The sequence below is a fragment of the Siphonobacter sp. SORGH_AS_0500 genome, assembly GCF_031453245.1.
Classification (GTDB): Bacteria; Bacteroidota; Bacteroidia; order Cytophagales; family Spirosomataceae; genus Siphonobacter.
In genome coordinates, this window is the sequence record NZ_JAVIYT010000001.1 from 2,101,784 (window position 1) to 2,119,508 (window position 17,725).

The window sequence follows — 17,725 nt, forward strand, 5'->3', positions numbered from 1 at the left end:
ACAAGAGCATAATAGCATCAGCCCGACAGTTTTACTGCCGGGCTGATTTTCCCTAAGCTTCTTTGGCTTCCAGAACCCCTTCCCGGACGCTCTGGGCTACTTTCTTAACGCTAAGCATGGCTTTTCTTACCCGCACGCCAGCGGCTTTGTTACCCTTGTTGAATTTCTGAACGTCTACTTCCGTGGTGGCAATCAGGGCTTTTAAATCTTCAAACTGTTGCATGTTGATCAAACAAATTAGGGTGAAAAATTAGGAAATGAAAAGGTCTGAATAGTTGCGTAGAACTTCGGTTAAATTACCTGACAAACGGGTTAGTACAGAGAGCGACACCGCCTGTAAGAAGCTCTGAATCAGCCAGACCGTCGTAAGTGGCAGCTTAATGGCCACGAGCTTTTCCGGTTGGCTTTCCAGTTTTCGCCATCGTTCCGATCGCAGGAAGGATTCCAGTCGTAGCTGTACTTTCTCCAGGGCCTCGTAAATGAGCTGATTGGCCAAGTGTGCCTTTACCGGGCTGGTATGGCTTTTCAAGTAAATGCGGAGGTAATGGTGCAGGTGGCGTAATTCGAAAGCGGTCAGGTAAAACGTTACCTTCTCCAGCTTAATTAGTTCATGAGCTACCATTAGGCGTAGGCAAGTTGGGTAAGGTTCTCAGAATTTGCTGGAGATAACCGGCAAGCTGGCCCATCACAATTCGATCTTTGAACATCTGTTCCATTTTTGACTTTACCGCCAGTAACTCGAAGTGATCAATCCAGCGGATGTCCCTGAATTCCTCACCACATAAATCTTCAAGCGTACGGCTGGCGATCGCCTTTCTGATTTTAGCTATCAAATCCGCGTTTAAGCCTTCTTTCAGGCATTTTTCCAGTAGACTCATAGTTTACCTCCTTCCGCATTTAGCTTTTGTAAATGCTCGTATATGGTATTCCTCTGGTCTTCAGGGCGTGGAAAGCCAAGGTCTAGATAGATATGCTTACCGACAGCCGCTGACAAAACCTGAATGAACTTCGCTTTAAACTCCTCCGAAAATCCACATGCTGTGCCATCCGTCTTAAGCTGTTTTGCGGCTTCTAAATGTTCCTGAGTCAACTTTTGTAGACAGTTGATAGGGGCGTTTTCATCGGTTTGATCGGCCATGATCTTGATGAAATCGGTAGCAACGGTTATCCCTAGTTTAATATGGTACTCCTCGGTGTATAGGGTTAAAACAAGTATCACCACATACCTCCTTCCCGCTTGCGGTAATACTTTGGAACGGGCGTTTTACCCGTGGCCAGGTAGGTAAATACCATGGCCAGAAATCCTATCAGGATAAAGGGCACGAACACGATGGCCTTGCCATAGCGGATCATTCGAGAGGGCTTTTCTTTCATTTTCTACTGGTTAAAACATGGTTAATTGTGGACTTTCAGGCTTCTTATCGAAGGCTTTGGCTTCCTTCTGTAGTTTCTTCAGGAAGGCGGGTAATTTCGCGGTTGGAGGGGTTCGGGGTACGCCGTTCAGGATCCCGATTTTAGTGCAGTGAAACTTCTGCCCGCCCTTGGGGCCCGTGATGATCTCCCCGGTTAGCTCTACTTCGGCACCCGTGCCCATCTGCCCCCATTTCAGCCCCTTCCACATCCGGGCTTCGCAACTGAGTTGCCGGGCGTTAGGATTGCTCAGGAAGGGCTTCAGATCATCCGGGATGAGGATACTGAACACAATGCCTTTACTGGCCTGATCCCGGTAAATAGGGCGGGTTTTAAAAGCGATTTGGGCAATAATCGTAACGGGCTTCATACGGCTTTGCGGAACGCATTTTCAATGATTCGTCCTTCATTCTCCTTGCTGGCTTGCTGAGGCGGGGCCTGAATTACTCCGTACTCATTTTCGGGGTGATAACAGCGGTTGTCGTAGATCTTTACGCTGAGCAGGGTTTGGCTGGACAGCCATTGCACTACTTTGGGGTTGGTTTCGAAAGCCCGAATACCGTAAAAGTCTCTTTCCAGACGGCTAGGGCATTTACCGGGAATCTGCACGGGGTCGATTTGGTGTCGAAGGGTAAAGTCACTGAATCCCATTTGGGCCAGGCACCTGCTGACGTACTCGCCGTAACTAACCGAAAGCGAACGAATCTCAGGGGCACGTACCGTGGCAAAGTAGATGATGAGCCGTTGGTCTTCCTCCTGCGGGTAACAATCCCGAAAGAACAGATACAGATCTTCGTACTTGAAGAGCCTGCTGAGGAAATCGAGCCACTGCGAGCGGAGCGTTTGGGGCAGGGCAGGCAGAAATAAGGCTCGTTCTTCGGGCAGATCGAAGCTATACCAGATCCACGGTTTTCCCTGCTTGCGTAGGGCCTCCTGGCTGGTGGGGTGGAAGGATAGCGAGAACTTAAACAGGCTTTGTTCCGGGTGACTTTTAACCGCCGAACGTGAGGATTTGGTGCGAATCATGAAATTTTCAAAATTTCGCTTTCTAAAGTATTTAAAATAAAAAATATTCTAACGTTCTATAGTTCTAACGTTCTATCGATAGAATTCTATAGAAATTCTATAGAAAGCGTAATGGGTAAAAAATGGATTTTTGGGACATAACAATACCCTCCGGCCTTTGTCAGACCAGTTTTTGAGCGACCGGTTCCAAAACCGGGCTGGCGGTGCTTCCATCCCGGTTTCGAACCCGATTTTAACTAACGTATGCACCTATACGATAGCTGGCGGCTTAGGAGGTGAGCGACACCTCTTACCCAGCTTTCTACCCTGATGACGCATAGAACCTGAGTGCTAAGCCTACGTACGGCCCCCGCAGAGCCAGGGCGTATCGTAACCTTCAACCTTTAACCTAATGTGTTACTTACCAGAGAGGACTAGTGATCAGGACTGCCCCTGTCTGGTTGCGAATAGGATAGGAATCGAACCTACATCCTCCGGCCTTCCGCTCAACCGGATGCTCTGCCCTTGAGCTACCCATTCAAACGTTTAACGGCAGTACCGGCAACAGAATAAGGCTGTTTGCACCCCGATAATCCAACCCACACCTATCGGTGTAATACCTATCCCTGAGCCTTTAATAGCCGGGTATTTGTTTCTTTAAGCTCCCGCGTGAGTTCAGCCAAACGGCTGGTACGCAGGCCCGTCGCATTAATTAGCTGATTGATAGAGGCTACCAGCTCCTTTTTGCGGTGCTTCAGCACCTCCGGTTCGTTTTGCTCTGCTTTCATCGCTCCTCGAGTTCCAGGTTAGCATCCATGGAGAGTTTTTCCAGCAGGCCTTCGGTGGTGGGGCAGTACTGGCCCACTTCCACGTTGTCGTTGTGATGGCTAATCAGGTGATTCGACAAAAACTTGATTTCAGCCATCGTGAAGGCCAACATGACCTTCTTACTCGAATCTTCGGGCATAGTCCATTGGTGGGACAGAAGCCCCAGGTTTACGTGTTTCATAAAAATTCTGGTTAAAACATTGATGGTAATCAGTACATTATCATTATCGGAACCTACGCTCGTGCATCATACCCAGCAGGAACCCGCCTAAAAAGGCACTGGCGATGAATAACAAGGGTAGGAGAATCATGCTACTTTCTGAGCTTTCTTAGCCAGGGCATTATTGACAATCTGCACGGCCTGTTTGTTGCCTTTCCGGAAATTAGAAAACCACTGATCGACTTCTGCGGGCTTGTAACGTCGGTTTTCGCCGAGCTGGCAAAAGGGTAAATCATAGTAATCCCGCCATTCCCGAAGGGTACTCTTAGAAATACCCAGCCGCGTCATGACCGCCGCGTCATCCAGCCAGATGCCTTCCTGCTGAGCCGATTCGTAAGCTGAAAGCTTCTTATTCAGGCCTTCAATGGCCTCCAGTAGATTGGGCAAATCGGGGATTTCAAACTTTAACGTACTCATGCTACTGCCTCCTGTTTTTCAAGACGATTGGTAACAAATTTCTCGACCCATAGACGCTCTTCTTCGGAAACGGATACCTTGCCTTCCAGTCGTTTTCTGAAAGAAAAAACCGATAGGTCAAAATGACGACAGAAATCAACCTTCAGGCTTTGCCGCATCTGATAACTCAGTTTGAAGTATAAAACCCGGAAGCTCAATTTTTCATCATTGTCCATAGCCGTTCACCCCGTTTCAGGGCTACAAGCCCTGAAACGTTTGCTTAAGTCTGTGTTTGCGTCTAATTTGCGTAATGTTGAGACAAATATATGTTCATGTGCTTTAAAATATCAAGTAAATGAACATATAAAATTTACAATAACTTGAAATAAATCTATATATGTCTATAAGTCAGAGAATTAGAGAATTGAGGGGAAGCAAGACTTTGGAAGAATTTGCATTGCCATTAGATGTTACAGCATCAAATATTAGTGCAATTGAAAAAGGGAGGCTAAAGCTCTCAATGGATCTAGCTATCAAGATTTCAGAAGCTTATAGTTGTAGTATGGACTGGCTTACCAAGGGTGTAGGAGAGAAAGGTAATGGTAGTGTAAAGCATGAAGATATCAATACGCGAGAAATTGAGCTTAAGTACATGAAAGCACTTGAAACCTTAGTAGCTCAGAAAGACGAAATTATAAGTTTGAAAGATCAGCTGCTTGAAAAAGAGAAGGCTGAGAAACAGAAAGCCCAAGAAGAAAGCCAAAAACTTTAATCCGGGAAGTGTATTATAATAGCAGTCAATTAGGAGGTGTTGTATCCCAACCCCACTCACCACCTAAAAGTGTGAATTAAGTAAAAATACTATAAATTGATATTTAATAGTTGTCAAAATTTATCTAACCCTTTAACTGTATGAATGCCAATCCGAAATCGGATGCCGAACGCCTGTCAATATTGAACCAGGCGGTACTTTCCTATGCATCCAGAGGCTATGCCTTGAGCTACAAAGATGAACAAGCCGTAACGGCCGTCGTCAAAAAGAAAGCTTCCATCAACAACACCCTTCACATCATTCTGTCCTTGGTTACGTGTGGGCTCTGGCTAACCGTATGGCTAATCATGGCGTTACTCAACATGAACAAAGAGAAAGTGATTACTATCAATGTTGGGCCTGATGGACGAGTGACGGAGTATGCCAATTAGGAAGTAAGCAAGTGAATGTATCCACTATAAACTTTCATCTAAGAATTAACCCATTTAATCAAACAAACCCATGATTGAAGTAAAAAGAGCGGTAGTCCACCAACTTATTAAAAATGATGATGGAAGTGCAAGAAAATTACCGTCAGCCAGATTACTAACTATTGATAATAGAGTTATTAAAATAGTTAAAGAACTCGAAGAAAAGTACACTAAATCTTCACAAACTCTTGCTGTATTTGAAGATCCTGATGATTCTCAAAACAGTATGATGAAACATCACTTTGAACAATTTTATAAAAAACAAACTGACGATGTTTTTTACAATTTTTCACATGATACTTCTGAAAAAGTTTTGAAGTTGATGAAAAATTTAAATACAAAAGATGGGTATCTTCTATATGCCCATTACAAAGTGTCTATATATGATTATGTTGCGATCTTCTTTATTAGAAATAAGGATGGAGTTATGATCCAAAGAAACGATATAGATAGCATTTATCAATTAGATGATTCTATATTCATTGATACAGCAGAAATGGCTATGGCTGCGAGAATATCTATGAATAAATATAATACTAATCAAAGATACCTCTCATTTATTGGTAAAAGAGCAAAACATTCTTCTTTCTTTAAAAAATGGATTTGTGCAAATGAAACGGCTAAAAGTCTAGATCAAACAAAAGTATTTAATAAATTGATAGCTAGTATTGATTTGCCAGTTGAAGACGGTAGCCAATTAACTAGAGAGCAATTTAGAAACAAAGTAGTAGACTTTGTTAGGGCTCATAAGAGTGAAATAGATCTTCGTAAGATTAGTGATTTTTTTTATAATGATTCCGAGTATATGACAAATTATACGCTCAAAAACCAAATTGATATTGATCATCAATTTAAAGCTCATGCAGTTGAATTGAAAAGGTTGGTTAATTTGCAAATAGTCGCTGATAAAATCCGTATGAACTTTCCATTAAATTATTTGGATTCGGAAAAAATAACTTATAATTTAGAGACTGGTACTATAGTGATTGATTCTCCTGAACTTATTCAGAATATTATTTCTGAAAGAGCACAATACGATTAAATATGTTACTAGATAAGATTAAAGTTGTTTTTGGGTTAATACAGTGGTCATCAGATGAATGTGATGACGTTAATAATACTTTAATACTTAAGACAACTGTACCTGATTACGCAGATAAACTGAATAGTATTGGGATTGAATTTGAAGAAATTAGTAATACAGAATTTCACATAGATTCAAGTTCAATACCCAATACTCTCATTTTTCTCAATAAAGAAAGATGTGTTGAAAAAAACAAGAAGTTTATTGACCTCAATAATCAAACAATTACTAAAAATATCGTAATTCTATTATGGGATGGGACATTTTATTATTATGATATGAATAGTAAAAAGTCTTATAACAATAAGGGTCCTATTGCTAGTATATATTTTTTAAATAATATTATAGCCTATAAAGCTTTTGAAGATTATTTAAAATCAAATAAGTTTTGCGATTATTATAACTCGGCCTATAATGAAATAGTTATTTATTCAACACTTAAGGGTATATTAAAAATTAAATACCCTAGTTCAGTAGCACCATTGAATAATAATATTAATTATATGCCGGAGGTGAATAATTTAATTACTAAATGCTCTAACGAGGACTTTAAAAATCATTTTAAGAATATTTTATTTTCTAATGGCACAAACAATATTATTAGTCAAGTAAATTCAATATTTGACAAGCTTGATTCTTTGATACAACAAGCAGACAATAATTATCAATTGCAGCTTAAAAACTTTTCGTTCGATAAACTGAAAAGTGACTTGGATAAGGAGAAGGATAAATATTTCGTATCGATTCGAGAAATAGTCAATAAAATGTCTGCTCAATTTATTGCTATTCCTATTTCGATCGGGGCTACTTTATTTTCTAGCTATAAAATAGAAAGTAAGCAAACTATAATATACATTATTATAGCTTTCTCTCTGTATTGGATTTATTGTTCAGTTGTTCAGACCTATAATTACCATGATTTACTTTTAGTTAAAAAGGATTTCAAGATTGATTTTGAAACAATTAAAAATAAGTCCGGCCTTAAGTTAAGCGAAATAGTACCCAAAAGTAAGATTGTAAATAGGAAAATTTTTTTTACACAAATATTTTACTGGTCTTTTATGATTATACTGGCTGGTTTAGCTGTTACATTTTTATATTTTATGTTTGAGCAGATTGATAAAATTGGTTTACCGAAACCAGTAATTCAAAATCCAAAGTTAGCGTCTTACTAAGTATTGCTCAACTGTATGAAAGATAGTCTAACCTTAGTTTTCGATAATTACTTAACTGCTCGATCTGAGTCTATAGCTAAACATCCGACGGCTGAACTATTAAGAAACTCTATTCCACAAATAATTAGAAATCATATATCTGATACTGGTAGATATATAATTAAAGGTTCTGCTGGTCAAGGAAACTGGAATACTATTCCATGGATTGCTATTTTTGATATTTTAGTGACTCAAACAGCTCAGACAGGTTTCTATCCAGTTTTTCTTTTCAAAGAGGATATGTCTGGAGTATACTTTTCACTAAATCAGGGAGTTACGGATTTGAAAGCTAAATATCGGCGGAAGGTTAGTGACGTTCTTAAAAATAAAGCTGAAGATTATCGAGCTCAGTTAGGAAAACTCTCAGCGAACTTCACTTTTGACCCTATCAAACTTGTTAATTCAAGCTCTAGAGCTTCAAAGCTAGGGGAGTTATATGAGAGTGGTAATATCCTGGCTAAATTCTACGATGCTCAAATGATGCCAGATGAAACAACTCTATTCGCTGACATCGATGAAATGTTGCTCATATACAAATCCTTAAGCTTTAATGAAAGTATTCATAATGGTGATGCTAATGTTGATGAAATCGATATAGCTGTTACTGATGAAGAAGGAAAATTCAAAGGAATTGAGAAGTTACAGAAATTTAACTTTCATAAAGCAGTGGAAAGGAATGGCCGGTTGGTAAAGCTGGTCAAGAATGTTCAAGGTTATACATGCAAAGCGTGTGACTTTAACTTTGAAGAGAAATACGGAGAGCTAGGTAAAAGTTTTATTGAAGCACATCACCTAGTCCCTATTTCTACGCTAGACGGTATTGAGGTAGAATTAGATGCTAGAAAAGACTTTGTTGTGCTTTGTTCCAACTGTCATAGAATGATTCATAAGTTGAAGGACCCTAGCGATGTACATGCTTTGAAAGTATTAATTACACCTAAGTTACACCCTTAACTATAATTATTGTATTAAATTACTGATAGTTAAATTGTTATATGGTAATTTATTAATCCTGCTGGGATCACGGTAAAAACAGAAAGCCCTTACGAGATTCTCGTAAGGGCTTTCTGTTTTTACCTTTGTCTTGCTTAAATATTTTGTATAAACCAGATGCGGGAAGAATTTAGGATACGATCAAAATAATTTATAAGGATAACAGGTATATAATTGATAATTTATAGAACGTGCGATCAGTTAGCCTAAATACTTATAATGGCATGAATGGAGATGACTGAACATGAATAATTTAAGATATTATGATGCGAAGGTCATCAAAATAGAAATAAGAAGCTTAATCTAAGCTTCCTATTTCTATTTAATACTTAGCGGAGTGTTATTAGTAATATCGTAAAGCTTAATGATATTCTGTTTTAATTATATCTTAAGATGTCTTAAAAATAAAAAAACCTAGATTAGAGGCGGAAATAAAATATCACCTTTAATCAAATTATTATGAAAATTAAAGTGTTTACTCTCTTTAGTATTGTTTTTATTCTTTTAGGTTGTAGAGATTATAATTCATTACAACCAACATCAATAAGTTCTGTAACCGATTTTATGAAATTTACATCTTCCGTTGATTTCAAAAATCAAATAGATAAATTGAAAACTCTTTCTCCTGAACAACTTAAGAAATGGAATGATTCTACTGTCATATTATCTATACTGGATATGAAGAATGATAATTATTCTACTGGTGGTCGTGTTAGTGTAGATTCAAGTCAACTTGCTCTATATGATGAAATGCTCGATCCGATATTTGCCTCTATCTTAAATAAAAATGGAGAATTTAGTGTAGGCGATTTGTTTATTAGAGTTACTCCTGATATTGTGTTTATGAGCACCTTTGATAAAATTGATAAGGTTAGAGCACTTGATCCTTTTGCTTTTCTTAACATTCAGCCTAATAAAACCATCATACAAGATGGTATAAAAATCGGTAGAGTATATCATGAACGTACTTCATTAGCTGGCGGAAGAACATTATTCAATGGAGTAGATCATACCATATATGACTGGGATGATCGTCATCGTTCGGCTACAGTGATTTATAATGATAACTGGTTGATTTATAAGTCTATAGGTTGTAAAGTTAAGTTTCAGAATAAAAGATGGTGGGGTGGTTGGTGGCAAGACGATACAGATGCCTTATACATGAGTTATGACGTAGTTTATGACATATCGACATTACCTACTATTGTAGATTTAAGACATGTTTCTCCTCCTGCAAGGTCATGTACGAACTGTGGGCTTATTGATAATTATATTGATGGATCTACTTTGTCTATTGGCATTGGTGAATCAGGATTTACAGCTGATCTAATAGACAGTCCTTTTGATTTTAAATATTTTATTGCTAATAGTCAAGTTACTTGGAGAGGAAACGTTCATAGCGATGATCTTAGAGAAGATCAATAATTAGATATGGTTAAAAATATAGTTTTATCTTGTGGATTATACTTTTTAATCCTTAGCTCATGCTTTTCCCAGTCAATTCAAGTAGGATTGACTGGGTTTCAAAAAATGGGTTTTCAACAGGTTAGTCCTAAGCAAGGACTTGATGTGGTGAAAAACCGAGAAGGTAGATATTTTTCATATGGATTGGTAGCTTCCTATCAACCCACTAAGAATGGAATTGAAATTGATATGATAAATTATCCCTACCGGATTGCTATGCTTTTTAAAAATAGTTTTTCGGATTATATTAATCCTAATAATTTGACGTTGCTATCGGTTTTATATCGAAGGGAATTGATTAACCAGGCTAATAAAAAATTTAAAATATATGCTTTAGCCGGAGCTGGGGTAGGGAACTATCGGTATCTAAATGTACAGCAGGGAACGGGTTACATTAAGGATGGTAACGGGAATATTCTTTTCTCTTCAAATTTAAAAACGGAGAGTGACTATAAAAGCACTTTAACCCTATTCCCACAGGTAAGACTAGAGTTAGAGAAAAAAATATTTGCATCCTTATACTTGTCTTTGTATGGACAGTATACAGTCAGGAATATTCTCAGTTCAGTTCCTTTAGAGAAAGGTTCTTATTCATTTTACAATCAAGGGCAATCAGGAAGTGGGACTATTGCTAACTATGGCTCAGGCTATCAAATTGGATTACAGGTGAAGTATGGTTTCAAATGGTTAGATAAGCTAAAGTAGATTTACAACAATCCTATTCTCAAAATAGGTGAAAAAGAATTCTGTTGTTATGGGTGCTTAGTGGAGCGTCACCAGTAACGGCGGGTTTCTTTTTTAATAGTTCGTAATGCTGCCAGGCTAAACATTGTTTGCGGTATCAATAAGTTAGGACTGAATGGCCCTAACTATCCTCTCTAACTCACTGAACGATCTTGATTGAGCTTGGGGCAATCTTTTCTAATCAAGAGCTAATGGGAATGGCAAGTAAGTTTCTTCGCTTCGCTCTGGATGACAGGTTGAAGGCAGAACAACTCCCATAATTATCTTCTCGAAAGGGACCTGATTAGAAGTTATTAATTCTTGTACTAGAGACCTCAGTACTATTCTGACAATGAGATAATTAAAAAGTATAACCAATAAATATTCTAATTTATTTATCCCTAACCCTTGACAAACGCATTTATCCTGCCTATTTTTGCATCCCGTTTGAACGAATAGGCTTTCGTCAAACAAAGAAAGGCCTCCTTAGCTCAGCTGGTAGAGCAACTGACTTGTAATCAGTAGGTCATTGGTTCGATCCCGATAGGGGGCTCTTAGTTAACAAAAGGTTACGAAGTCATTCGTAACCTTTTGTTTTATACTTTTCTTATCCATTTATTTACTTAGAGCTTAAAATAAGGTATTCGATGGGTCGTTTGCTTTCGACAAGTGTCAGACCTAATTTTTGAAGTCCTTCCAGTAAGCTTTGCTTTTTGTCTTCCAGGCGTAGTTCCAGATTCAAATCATATTGGTTAAAGTAGTCGGTCTCATCCAATACGGGACGTCTGAGTGTTATTTCAGTATAATTTCGTAAAAACTTCGATGGGAACTCCGGTGGATTGGAGCCCTCTGCCCCTATAACTCATAGAGTACGGTTTACTTGAAGAAGGAAGAGCAGTTTTATCTTTGCGTCTGACTAGCAGATAAACGGATACGGTATTTAGTTGCAATTCAGCATGGATTGGTAATCATTCATTATCAGTCAGATAAATCCGGTACCATATAGCTAGAGACTAATTACTACTAAGCTATTCTACACATTTGGAACGGAGAGGCTTCCTTTGGAATAGTAAATTCCAAACCATTCGATTTGGAATATTATTTTGTAGTTTATTGATATTTTAAAAATTTATTCTTCAGAAAGGATATAATACAATAATTGTGTACTATAAAAAGAACCTTTAGTAATTTAAGTACTTCGCATTAGGGATTCTGTATTTTATGCTGCAATGGTGATTTATTTGCGAGTTCTTTCATACAAAATGTCCCTGATTACCATGTGTTTGAGAAAAGCCTATATCCCTCTGTTTTTATTACCCTTCGCGTCTTCAGTACTGGCTCAGAAGCAATTGCCAGAGAAAACGTCCATGCAGATTGACCGCCCCTGGAGTGCTGCTTATGATATACGTTCGGACATTGCTATGCTTTATACCATGGATAGTACCTTTAACTACCGGGCACAGTCCTGGCGGGAGAAGGGCTATAATCTGCAATTCATGACGGGAGTATCCTGGGGTAATTATCAGGACTATTTCCACGGAACATTCGACGGTAAAACTCACGAAGACGATGTACAGACGGATCGCGAGGGGAAACCCATTTTACACGGTGTGGATGTGCCTTATATCGTACCCACCGAGTCTTATATCAGTTACCTGAAAGCTCAGGTCAAAAAAGCGATTGACCAGGGCGTCTCGGCTTTGTATCTGGAAGAACCCGAATTTTGGGCTCAGGGTGGGTATAGTCCTTCTTTCAAGAAGGAATGGCAGGCGTATTACCAAACGCCTTGGCAGGCCCAGCATGAATCACCCGAGGCGACGTATCTGTCTTCCAAACTGAAATATCATCTGTATTACCGGGCTCTTCAGCAAGTGTTCCTCTACGCGAAAGAATACAGCGAGAGCAAAGGCACGCGTATCAAATGTTACGTACCCACGCATTCGCTGCTGAATTATTCGGCTTGGCAAATTGTGAGTCCCGAAGCGAGTCTGGCGAGTTTGCCGGGAATGGATGGCTATATCGCTCAGGTCTGGACGGGCACGTCGCGGGTGCCAAACTATTTTAATGGTGTCAAAAAGGAGCGGGTTTTTGAGAATGCTTTTCTGGAATATAGCTCCGTAGTATCCATGACGGCACCGACGAAGAAAACGGTATATTTCCTGACCGACCCCATCGAAGATGGCACTCGTAGTTGGGATGATTACAAGCGGAACTACGAAGCGACTTTTACGGCTGAATTAATGTTTCCCAGTGTGGATCATTTTGAGGTCATGCCCTGGCCACACCGGATTTACCTAGGAAAGTATCAGGTGGGAGATAACCCCGAGCCGCAGTCCATTTCTCCGGCTTATGCCACGCAAATGCAGGTGATGATTAACTCGCTCAATGATATGCCTGCTTCGACGAATAAAGTAACGGGTAGTCAGGGGGTCTCGGTGTTGCTGGGTAACTCCATGATGTTCCAGCGATTTCCGACGCATCAGGGGTATGAAGATCCACAGCTATCGAATTTTTACGGCATGGCTTTACCGCTCTTTAAACGCGGCATTCCGGTTGATCTGGTACACATGGAAAACCTGAGTTACCCTGAAGCTTTGCAAGGCACGAAAGTACTCATTATGTCATACGCCAACATGAAACCTTTTGCGGCAAGTGTGCACGAAAAGCTGGCGGAGTGGGTAAAAGGGGGAGGCGTACTGGTATATTATGGACGGGATACGGATGCCTTTCAACACGTGCGGGAATGGTGGAATACGGGTGATAACCAGTATAAAACGCCCCTCGAGCACCTGTTAAAACTCATGAATGTACCCGTAACGACGAATGACGCTTCGTATACTTATGGTAAAGGGAAAGTGTTTATAACCAAAGTGGACCCGAAGGAGCTGGCCATGCAGCCGGGTCGGGATGAGGCTTTTATCCAGCAGATTCAGCAGGCCTACGAAGGCGAGGCAAAGGCAGGAACGCTGAGGTTTAAAAACTCGTATCAGCTTGACCGGGGGCCGTATACGCTGGCGGCGGTGATGGATGAGCATCCGGATAAAACGCCCTTAACCATTCCTGGGCCAGTGATTGACTTATACGATCCAAGTTTGCCGGTGCTGGCTTCTAAAGTAGTTCAGCCCGATCAGCAGGCTTTTGTGTATCGATTGAAGGGAATTTCGAAAAAGCCTCAGGTATTGGCAGCGGCTTCCCGAGTGTATGATTTTAAAGTAGGTTCGAAATTTGTCAGTTTCCTGACAAAAAGCCCTTCGCAAACGAATAACGTCATGCGAATAAGTCTGCCGAAAAAACCGCAGACGATTACGGTTCTGCATCAGAAGAAGGCCTTACCTTTTGAACAAAACTGGGACGAAGCAACGCATACGCTGTTATTAAAATTCGAGAATTTTTCGGAAGGGGTAATGGTAGAAATTAAATATTAACGTTTAGAGCGGCTTGCTTTCTAAAGCAAGCCGCTCTAAATATCCTCATCGTTGATGAGGTTTAGCGAAACGTTCTTAATAACTGTTGTAAAAAGATGTTTTGCCAAAGCGGCGTTTTACTTGAGCCTAACTAACGTCGGAGGATAGGCAGGAGAAAGTCCCCATTTCTCCCTTCATCGCTACAAAATCCACTTTTCGTCTCTACTATACTTCTTATTGAAGAGGATTGTTAGTATTTTTAGCTCATCACCTCTATAAAATTCTTCTTCCCTCATGAAGCACGTTTTCCTGGGTTTACTGGCTGCTCTGCAATTAGCTACGGTGGCTCATGCTCAAAATTCTCAGCGTCCGGCGGCGACTCCTACCGAAAAACCCGCTCCGAAAGACGATAAATCTTCTACTCAAAGCCTGAGCCTGAATCTGGATTCTCAGGTGGTCACGAAGGGAGAAGTTACCATCAAAGGACATAAAGTGCCTTATAAAGCCACCGTTGGAACTATCCCGGTTTGGGACGAAGAAGGCAAACCCGCCGCAGGCGTTTTCTTTACTTATTTTGAACGCTCCGACGTTACGGATCGCTCGTCGCGGCCACTGATGATTTCCTTTAATGGGGGCCCCGGCACAGCTTCGGTCTGGATGATGATTGGGTATACCGGTCCTCGGATATTGAAAGTAGATGATGAGGGTTACCCTGTGCAGCCTTACGGCATGAAGGACAATCCGAATTCCATTCTGGATGTAGCTGATATTGTGTACGTCGATCCGGTTAATACGGGTTTCTCGCGTCCCGCCAACAAAGATGTCCCTGCGGCGAAGATGTTTTTTGGGGTGAATGCCGATGTGAAGTATCTGGCTGACTGGATTAATACCTTCGTAAGTCGCTACAATCGCTGGGCATCGCCGAAGTATCTCATTGGCGAAAGTTATGGCACCACTCGTGTGTCTGGACTTGCTTTGGAGTTACAAAGTCGTCACTGGATGTATTTGAATGGCGTTATTCTGGTATCGCCTACGGATCTGGGTATCAAACGCGAAGGCCCCACGGAAGGAGCTTTGACTTTACCATACATGGCCGCAACGGCCTGGTATCATAAAGCTCTGGCAGCAGATTTGCAGAAAAAAGATCTGACAGAAGTGTTACCTGAGGTAGAAAGCTTCACCATCAATGAATACCTTCCCGCATTGGCCATGGGAGGCTCAATTTCTGAACAGAAAAAGAAGGAAATTGCGACGAAAGTAGCCCGTTATTCCGGTTTATCCGAGAAAGCAGTATTGCAGCAGAATCTGGATATTCCAACCAATTATTTCTGGAAAGAATTACTGCGGGATAAAGGCTATACCGTAGGCCGTCTGGATTCACGTTACCTGGGCATCGATGTAAAAGATGCTGGAACCAGCCCTGATTATAATGCCGAACTAACTTCGTGGTTGCATTCCTTTACTCCGGCCATTAACCAGTACCTCCGCGAAGAACTCAATTATAAGACTGATCTGAAGTATTACATGTTCGGTCCAACGTTTCCCTGGGATCGCACAAACGATCATACCGGCGAAAACCTACGTGCAGCGATGGCCCAGAATCCGTATTTGCACCTGCTGGTTCAATCGGGTTATTACGACGGAGCTTGCGATTATTTCAACGCTAAGTATAACATGTGGCAGATTAACGCCAACGGCAAGCTGAAAGACCGGATGAGTTGGGAAGGGTATCGCAGTGGCCACATGATGTACCTGCGGAAAGAAGACCTCGCTACCAGTAACGAGCATTTACGCGAATTCATTAAGAAAAGCACTCCAAAAGCTGGACAGCCTGCGAAGTATTAATACCCGTTAGCAATAGAAAGAGGCCACCGGAATTTTTCTGGTGGCCTCTTCATGTAATATAACCCTCCGTAGAAAGGGACGTAAAGTACCTTAGGACCCAGTTAGTTTGCAAAGGGTATAAGGTCCTTTGCTCTGGATGACAGGCTTAGAGGAGATGGCGGCTGGCAGAACCTGCCTTCGGGTAGGAACGAGAGGGTATCTCGCACCAGGGGACTCGGTAGATAAATTAATTCTAACTTTCCTCTCGAATGAGAGGCTCTAAAAATCCAACAAATAACCTGCTCCCTTGTCTGTTATGAATGAGTGGATAAGGCCTTTGGCTCTTTATCCGGCTTGGCATAGGCCATCCGTTGCAAGGGCTGTGTGAGGTAGTAAGCATCCAGCCCGGCCACGGTTACTGTACCCGCCTGATGATGGTTAATGAAGCCATCCTGTTCAATGAGAGGTTCGTCTACCAGCAGGGCCACTACTTCTCCAATTACCAGCGTAGTTCCGTTCAGCTTAATGTCAATCATTTCCCGTAAGTGGAGTCCCATTTTTATGGAGGACTGTTTCACAAAGGGAGCCTTTAACTCCTGAATATAAAGAGGCTCAAAGCCACAGGCTTCGAACTCAGATACACCGCTGGGATAGGTAGCACTGGTTTGATGAGCTTTTTCGTACCAGTCGGGCAGAACGTTATTAAGCGTATACTGGCCGGTTGATCTGATGTTATGAAGCGTGTCGTTTTCGGGTCGCTGAGGACGCATGATCAATCCAATCAACGGTGGATTTGACCCCAGATGGAAAGCAGAACTGACCAGAGCTAGATTAGTTACTCCTTCAGGACTTACGCTACCCAACATGTTGAGCGACTTGTAACCCGGTAAACTATTAATCAGGTTAATGCGGAAATACTTCTCCATTGCCGCGATATCACTGTCTCGAAAAATGGTCATGTCTATTAGTTTTTTAAATGGCCCAAGCCTCCGTCTACGCCAATAACTTGGCCCGTTATCCATGAACTCTGGTCGGAAAGTAGAAAAGCGATCAAATTACCAATGTCTTCGGGCTGCCCAATTCTTCCCAGCGGATGACGTTTGGCCGATGCTTCCTGTTTTTCAGATGTATTGAGTAAAGACTGAGCCAGTGGGGTATCCGTTAAGGAAGGAGCAACGGTATTAACCCTGATTTTCTGAGTGACAAATTCCGCGGCTAGTGATACGCCCAGCCCTTCAATGGCCGCTTTAGCCGAGGCAATACTGGCATGAAAAGGCACCCCGACCTTCGCTGCTACTGAACTAAGAAGCACAATGGAAGCACCTTTAGCTTCTTTCAGGGGTTTCAGACTTTGCTGAATTAGGGATACGGCCCCTAGGACGTTTAGCTGATAATCCTGCAAAAAGTCACTTGTTGTAAGTCGGTTGAAGGGTTTGAGGTTAATACTGCCTACGGAATAGACCAACCCATGTAATACGTCGGGTAAAAAGCCCTGCACAGATGCAGCGGGATCGGTTACGTCCAGGGCAAGGTGATGCACCTCAGCGGGCCATTGCTCGTGAGCGGTTCTTGAAACAATGTATACGTTGGCTCCTTGTTCATAGAGTAAGCTGACGGTCGAAAGACCAATGCCCGAGCTTCCGCCTGCGATTAGGATATTTTTTCCCTGTAAATTCATGTGGGGCAGAGATGAAATGGTGTTTGCGTAGAAAAGCAATGCATTAACCCGCGATGGGAAGCATTGTTTAGCTAATTCCGGTGGAGTATCTAACGGTAGGTGGAACCTGCCTTAGGGTAGGAACGAGATAGAATCTCGCACCAGAGGAGTTGTTTCGGTTATCTCTGACCGAGGTTAGCAAGCCAGTTTTGATTGTGAACGGGATTTTCTGACCCGCTATTAGTTTGCACCTTACCGGCC

General features: G+C 41.4%; 23 protein-coding genes and 2 tRNA genes. 10 read left to right on the forward strand and 15 right to left on the reverse strand.

What is annotated here, in order from left to right; all coding sequences use genetic code 11:
• Positions 1-52: 52 nt before the first annotated feature.
• The 12 genes from QE357_RS08750 to QE357_RS08805 all read right to left on the reverse strand — a co-directional run bounded on the left by QE357_RS08750 (position 53) and on the right by QE357_RS08805 (position 4,095).
• Positions 53-223: a histone H1 gene (locus QE357_RS08750; RefSeq protein ID WP_309706746.1), complete on the reverse strand. Its 171-nt coding sequence runs from the start codon at positions 221-223 to the stop codon at positions 53-55.
• A 27-nt stretch (positions 224-250) separates the two neighbouring features.
• Positions 251-622, reverse strand: a complete 372-nt coding sequence (locus tag QE357_RS08755) for a hypothetical protein (protein ID WP_309706748.1) — start codon at positions 620-622, stop codon at positions 251-253.
• The gene (locus tag QE357_RS08760) at positions 609-878 is read right to left on the reverse strand and encodes a hypothetical protein (RefSeq protein WP_309706749.1); all 270 of its coding nucleotides are present in this window, start codon (positions 876-878) and stop codon (positions 609-611) included. The genes QE357_RS08755 and QE357_RS08760 overlap by 14 nt, the downstream gene beginning before the upstream one ends.
• Positions 875-1,138: a hypothetical protein gene (locus QE357_RS08765; protein ID WP_309706751.1), complete on the reverse strand. Its 264-nt coding sequence runs from the start codon at positions 1,136-1,138 to the stop codon at positions 875-877. Before QE357_RS08765 ends, QE357_RS08760 begins: the two co-directional genes overlap by 4 nt.
• 77 nt (positions 1,139-1,215) lie before the next feature.
• Positions 1,216-1,374, reverse strand: a complete 159-nt coding sequence (locus QE357_RS08770) for a hypothetical protein (protein WP_309706753.1) — start codon at positions 1,372-1,374, stop codon at positions 1,216-1,218.
• 10 nt (positions 1,375-1,384) lie between these two features.
• Complete coding sequence (locus QE357_RS08775) at positions 1,385-1,780, reverse strand: hypothetical protein (protein ID WP_309706755.1); 396 nt, start codon at positions 1,778-1,780, stop codon at positions 1,385-1,387.
• Entirely contained in the window at positions 1,777-2,436 is a 660-nt protein-coding gene (locus tag QE357_RS08780; RefSeq protein ID WP_309706757.1) for a hypothetical protein, read from the reverse strand. The genes QE357_RS08775 and QE357_RS08780 overlap by 4 nt, the downstream gene beginning before the upstream one ends.
• 443 nt (positions 2,437-2,879) lie before the next feature.
• Positions 2,880-2,955: transfer RNA gene (locus QE357_RS08785), tRNA-OTHER, on the reverse strand.
• An 80-nt stretch (positions 2,956-3,035) separates the two neighbouring features.
• The gene (locus QE357_RS08790; protein WP_309706759.1) at positions 3,036-3,203 is read right to left on the reverse strand and encodes a hypothetical protein; all 168 of its coding nucleotides are present in this window, start codon (positions 3,201-3,203) and stop codon (positions 3,036-3,038) included.
• Positions 3,200-3,424 (reverse strand): hypothetical protein, encoded by a 225-nt coding sequence (locus tag QE357_RS08795; protein ID WP_309706761.1) that lies wholly within the window; start codon positions 3,422-3,424, stop codon positions 3,200-3,202. The genes QE357_RS08790 and QE357_RS08795 overlap by 4 nt, the downstream gene beginning before the upstream one ends.
• Before the next feature lie 126 nt (positions 3,425-3,550).
• A complete protein-coding gene (locus tag QE357_RS08800) occupies positions 3,551-3,880 on the reverse strand; it encodes a helix-turn-helix domain-containing protein (protein ID WP_309706763.1) in 330 nt (109 codons plus the stop codon).
• Positions 3,877-4,095: a hypothetical protein gene (locus QE357_RS08805; protein WP_309706764.1), complete on the reverse strand. Its 219-nt coding sequence runs from the start codon at positions 4,093-4,095 to the stop codon at positions 3,877-3,879. The genes QE357_RS08800 and QE357_RS08805 overlap by 4 nt, the downstream gene beginning before the upstream one ends.
• A gap of 161 nt (positions 4,096-4,256) precedes the next feature.
• Between QE357_RS08805 and QE357_RS08810 the strand changes: the two genes are divergently transcribed.
• The 8 genes from QE357_RS08810 (at position 4,257) to QE357_RS08845 (ending at position 11,132) form a co-directional block, all read left to right on the forward strand.
• Positions 4,257-4,631 carry a helix-turn-helix transcriptional regulator gene (locus QE357_RS08810; protein WP_309706767.1) on the forward strand — a complete coding sequence of 125 codons (375 nt, stop codon included), beginning with the start codon at positions 4,257-4,259 and terminating at the stop codon, positions 4,629-4,631.
• Positions 4,632-4,771: 140 nt separating this feature from the next.
• On the forward strand, positions 4,772-5,062 hold the full coding sequence (locus QE357_RS08815) for a hypothetical protein (protein ID WP_309706769.1): 291 nt from the start codon (positions 4,772-4,774) through the stop codon (positions 5,060-5,062).
• Between the two features lie 70 nt (positions 5,063-5,132).
• Positions 5,133-6,143, forward strand: a complete 1,011-nt coding sequence (locus QE357_RS08820; protein WP_309706771.1) for a nucleoid-associated protein — start codon at positions 5,133-5,135, stop codon at positions 6,141-6,143.
• Positions 6,144-6,145: 2 nt separating this feature from the next.
• Positions 6,146-7,360 (forward strand): hypothetical protein, encoded by a 1,215-nt coding sequence (locus QE357_RS08825; protein WP_309706772.1) that lies wholly within the window; start codon positions 6,146-6,148, stop codon positions 7,358-7,360.
• Positions 7,361-7,375: 15 nt separating this feature from the next.
• Positions 7,376-8,353 (forward strand): MrcB family domain-containing protein, encoded by a 978-nt coding sequence (locus tag QE357_RS08830; protein ID WP_309706774.1) that lies wholly within the window; start codon positions 7,376-7,378, stop codon positions 8,351-8,353.
• 498 nt (positions 8,354-8,851) lie between these two features.
• The gene (locus QE357_RS08835; RefSeq protein WP_309706777.1) at positions 8,852-9,817 is read left to right on the forward strand and encodes a hypothetical protein; all 966 of its coding nucleotides are present in this window, start codon (positions 8,852-8,854) and stop codon (positions 9,815-9,817) included.
• A gap of 105 nt (positions 9,818-9,922) precedes the next feature.
• Complete coding sequence (locus QE357_RS08840; RefSeq protein WP_309706779.1) at positions 9,923-10,561, forward strand: hypothetical protein; 639 nt, start codon at positions 9,923-9,925, stop codon at positions 10,559-10,561.
• Between the two features lie 498 nt (positions 10,562-11,059).
• Positions 11,060-11,132: transfer RNA gene (locus tag QE357_RS08845), tRNA-Thr, on the forward strand.
• 66 nt (positions 11,133-11,198) lie between these two features.
• On the opposite strand, the gene QE357_RS08850 is transcribed toward QE357_RS08845, so the two are convergent.
• Positions 11,199-11,438, reverse strand: a complete 240-nt coding sequence (locus tag QE357_RS08850; protein WP_309711349.1) for a DUF3738 domain-containing protein — start codon at positions 11,436-11,438, stop codon at positions 11,199-11,201.
• Positions 11,439-11,841: 403 nt separating this feature from the next.
• Here QE357_RS08850 and QE357_RS08855 point away from each other — a divergent pair, with 403 nt between their 5' ends.
• Together QE357_RS08855 and QE357_RS08860 are read left to right on the forward strand one after the other, a co-directional pair.
• Entirely contained in the window at positions 11,842-14,004 is a 2,163-nt protein-coding gene (locus tag QE357_RS08855; protein ID WP_309706781.1) for a hypothetical protein, read from the forward strand.
• Between the two features lie 273 nt (positions 14,005-14,277).
• On the forward strand, positions 14,278-15,828 hold the full coding sequence (locus QE357_RS08860) for a S10 family serine carboxypeptidase-like protein (protein ID WP_309706783.1): 1,551 nt from the start codon (positions 14,278-14,280) through the stop codon (positions 15,826-15,828).
• Positions 15,829-16,121: 293 nt separating this feature from the next.
• Here the strand turns inward: QE357_RS08860 and QE357_RS08865 are convergent, their stop codons facing one another.
• Entirely contained in the window at positions 16,122-16,766 is a 645-nt protein-coding gene (locus QE357_RS08865) for a flavin reductase (protein ID WP_309706785.1), read from the reverse strand.
• A 5-nt stretch (positions 16,767-16,771) separates the two neighbouring features.
• Positions 16,772-17,485, reverse strand: coding sequence for an SDR family oxidoreductase (locus QE357_RS08870; RefSeq protein WP_309706787.1), 714 nt, complete (start codon positions 17,483-17,485; stop codon positions 16,772-16,774).
• Between the last annotated feature and the right edge of the window lie 240 nt (positions 17,486-17,725).

Coding starts and splice junctions, on each gene's coding strand:
- QE357_RS08750 (WP_309706746.1), bottom strand. CDS start 223: ATGCAACAGTTTGAAGATTTAAAAGCCCTGATTGCCACCACGGAAGTA.
- QE357_RS08755 (WP_309706748.1), bottom strand. CDS start 622: ATGGTAGCTCATGAACTAATTAAGCTGGAGAAGGTAACGTTTTACCTG.
- QE357_RS08760 (WP_309706749.1), bottom strand. CDS start 878: ATGAGTCTACTGGAAAAATGCCTGAAAGAAGGCTTAAACGCGGATTTG.
- QE357_RS08765 (WP_309706751.1), bottom strand. CDS start 1,138: ATGGCCGATCAAACCGATGAAAACGCCCCTATCAACTGTCTACAAAAG.
- QE357_RS08770 (WP_309706753.1), bottom strand. CDS start 1,374: ATGAAAGAAAAGCCCTCTCGAATGATCCGCTATGGCAAGGCCATCGTG.
- QE357_RS08775 (WP_309706755.1), bottom strand. CDS start 1,780: ATGAAGCCCGTTACGATTATTGCCCAAATCGCTTTTAAAACCCGCCCT.
- QE357_RS08780 (WP_309706757.1), bottom strand. CDS start 2,436: ATGATTCGCACCAAATCCTCACGTTCGGCGGTTAAAAGTCACCCGGAA.
- QE357_RS08790 (WP_309706759.1), bottom strand. CDS start 3,203: ATGAAAGCAGAGCAAAACGAACCGGAGGTGCTGAAGCACCGCAAAAAG.
- QE357_RS08795 (WP_309706761.1), bottom strand. CDS start 3,424: ATGAAACACGTAAACCTGGGGCTTCTGTCCCACCAATGGACTATGCCC.
- QE357_RS08800 (WP_309706763.1), bottom strand. CDS start 3,880: ATGAGTACGTTAAAGTTTGAAATCCCCGATTTGCCCAATCTACTGGAG.
- QE357_RS08805 (WP_309706764.1), bottom strand. CDS start 4,095: ATGGACAATGATGAAAAATTGAGCTTCCGGGTTTTATACTTCAAACTG.
- QE357_RS08810 (WP_309706767.1), top strand. CDS start 4,257: ATGTCTATAAGTCAGAGAATTAGAGAATTGAGGGGAAGCAAGACTTTG.
- QE357_RS08815 (WP_309706769.1), top strand. CDS start 4,772: ATGAATGCCAATCCGAAATCGGATGCCGAACGCCTGTCAATATTGAAC.
- QE357_RS08820 (WP_309706771.1), top strand. CDS start 5,133: ATGATTGAAGTAAAAAGAGCGGTAGTCCACCAACTTATTAAAAATGAT.
- QE357_RS08825 (WP_309706772.1), top strand. CDS start 6,146: ATGTTACTAGATAAGATTAAAGTTGTTTTTGGGTTAATACAGTGGTCA.
- QE357_RS08830 (WP_309706774.1), top strand. CDS start 7,376: ATGAAAGATAGTCTAACCTTAGTTTTCGATAATTACTTAACTGCTCGA.
- QE357_RS08835 (WP_309706777.1), top strand. CDS start 8,852: ATGAAAATTAAAGTGTTTACTCTCTTTAGTATTGTTTTTATTCTTTTA.
- QE357_RS08840 (WP_309706779.1), top strand. CDS start 9,923: ATGGGTTTTCAACAGGTTAGTCCTAAGCAAGGACTTGATGTGGTGAAA.
- QE357_RS08855 (WP_309706781.1), top strand. CDS start 11,842: ATGTCCCTGATTACCATGTGTTTGAGAAAAGCCTATATCCCTCTGTTT.
- QE357_RS08860 (WP_309706783.1), top strand. CDS start 14,278: ATGAAGCACGTTTTCCTGGGTTTACTGGCTGCTCTGCAATTAGCTACG.
- QE357_RS08865 (WP_309706785.1), bottom strand. CDS start 16,766: ATGACCATTTTTCGAGACAGTGATATCGCGGCAATGGAGAAGTATTTC.
- QE357_RS08870 (WP_309706787.1), bottom strand. CDS start 17,485: ATGAATTTACAGGGAAAAAATATCCTAATCGCAGGCGGAAGCTCGGGC.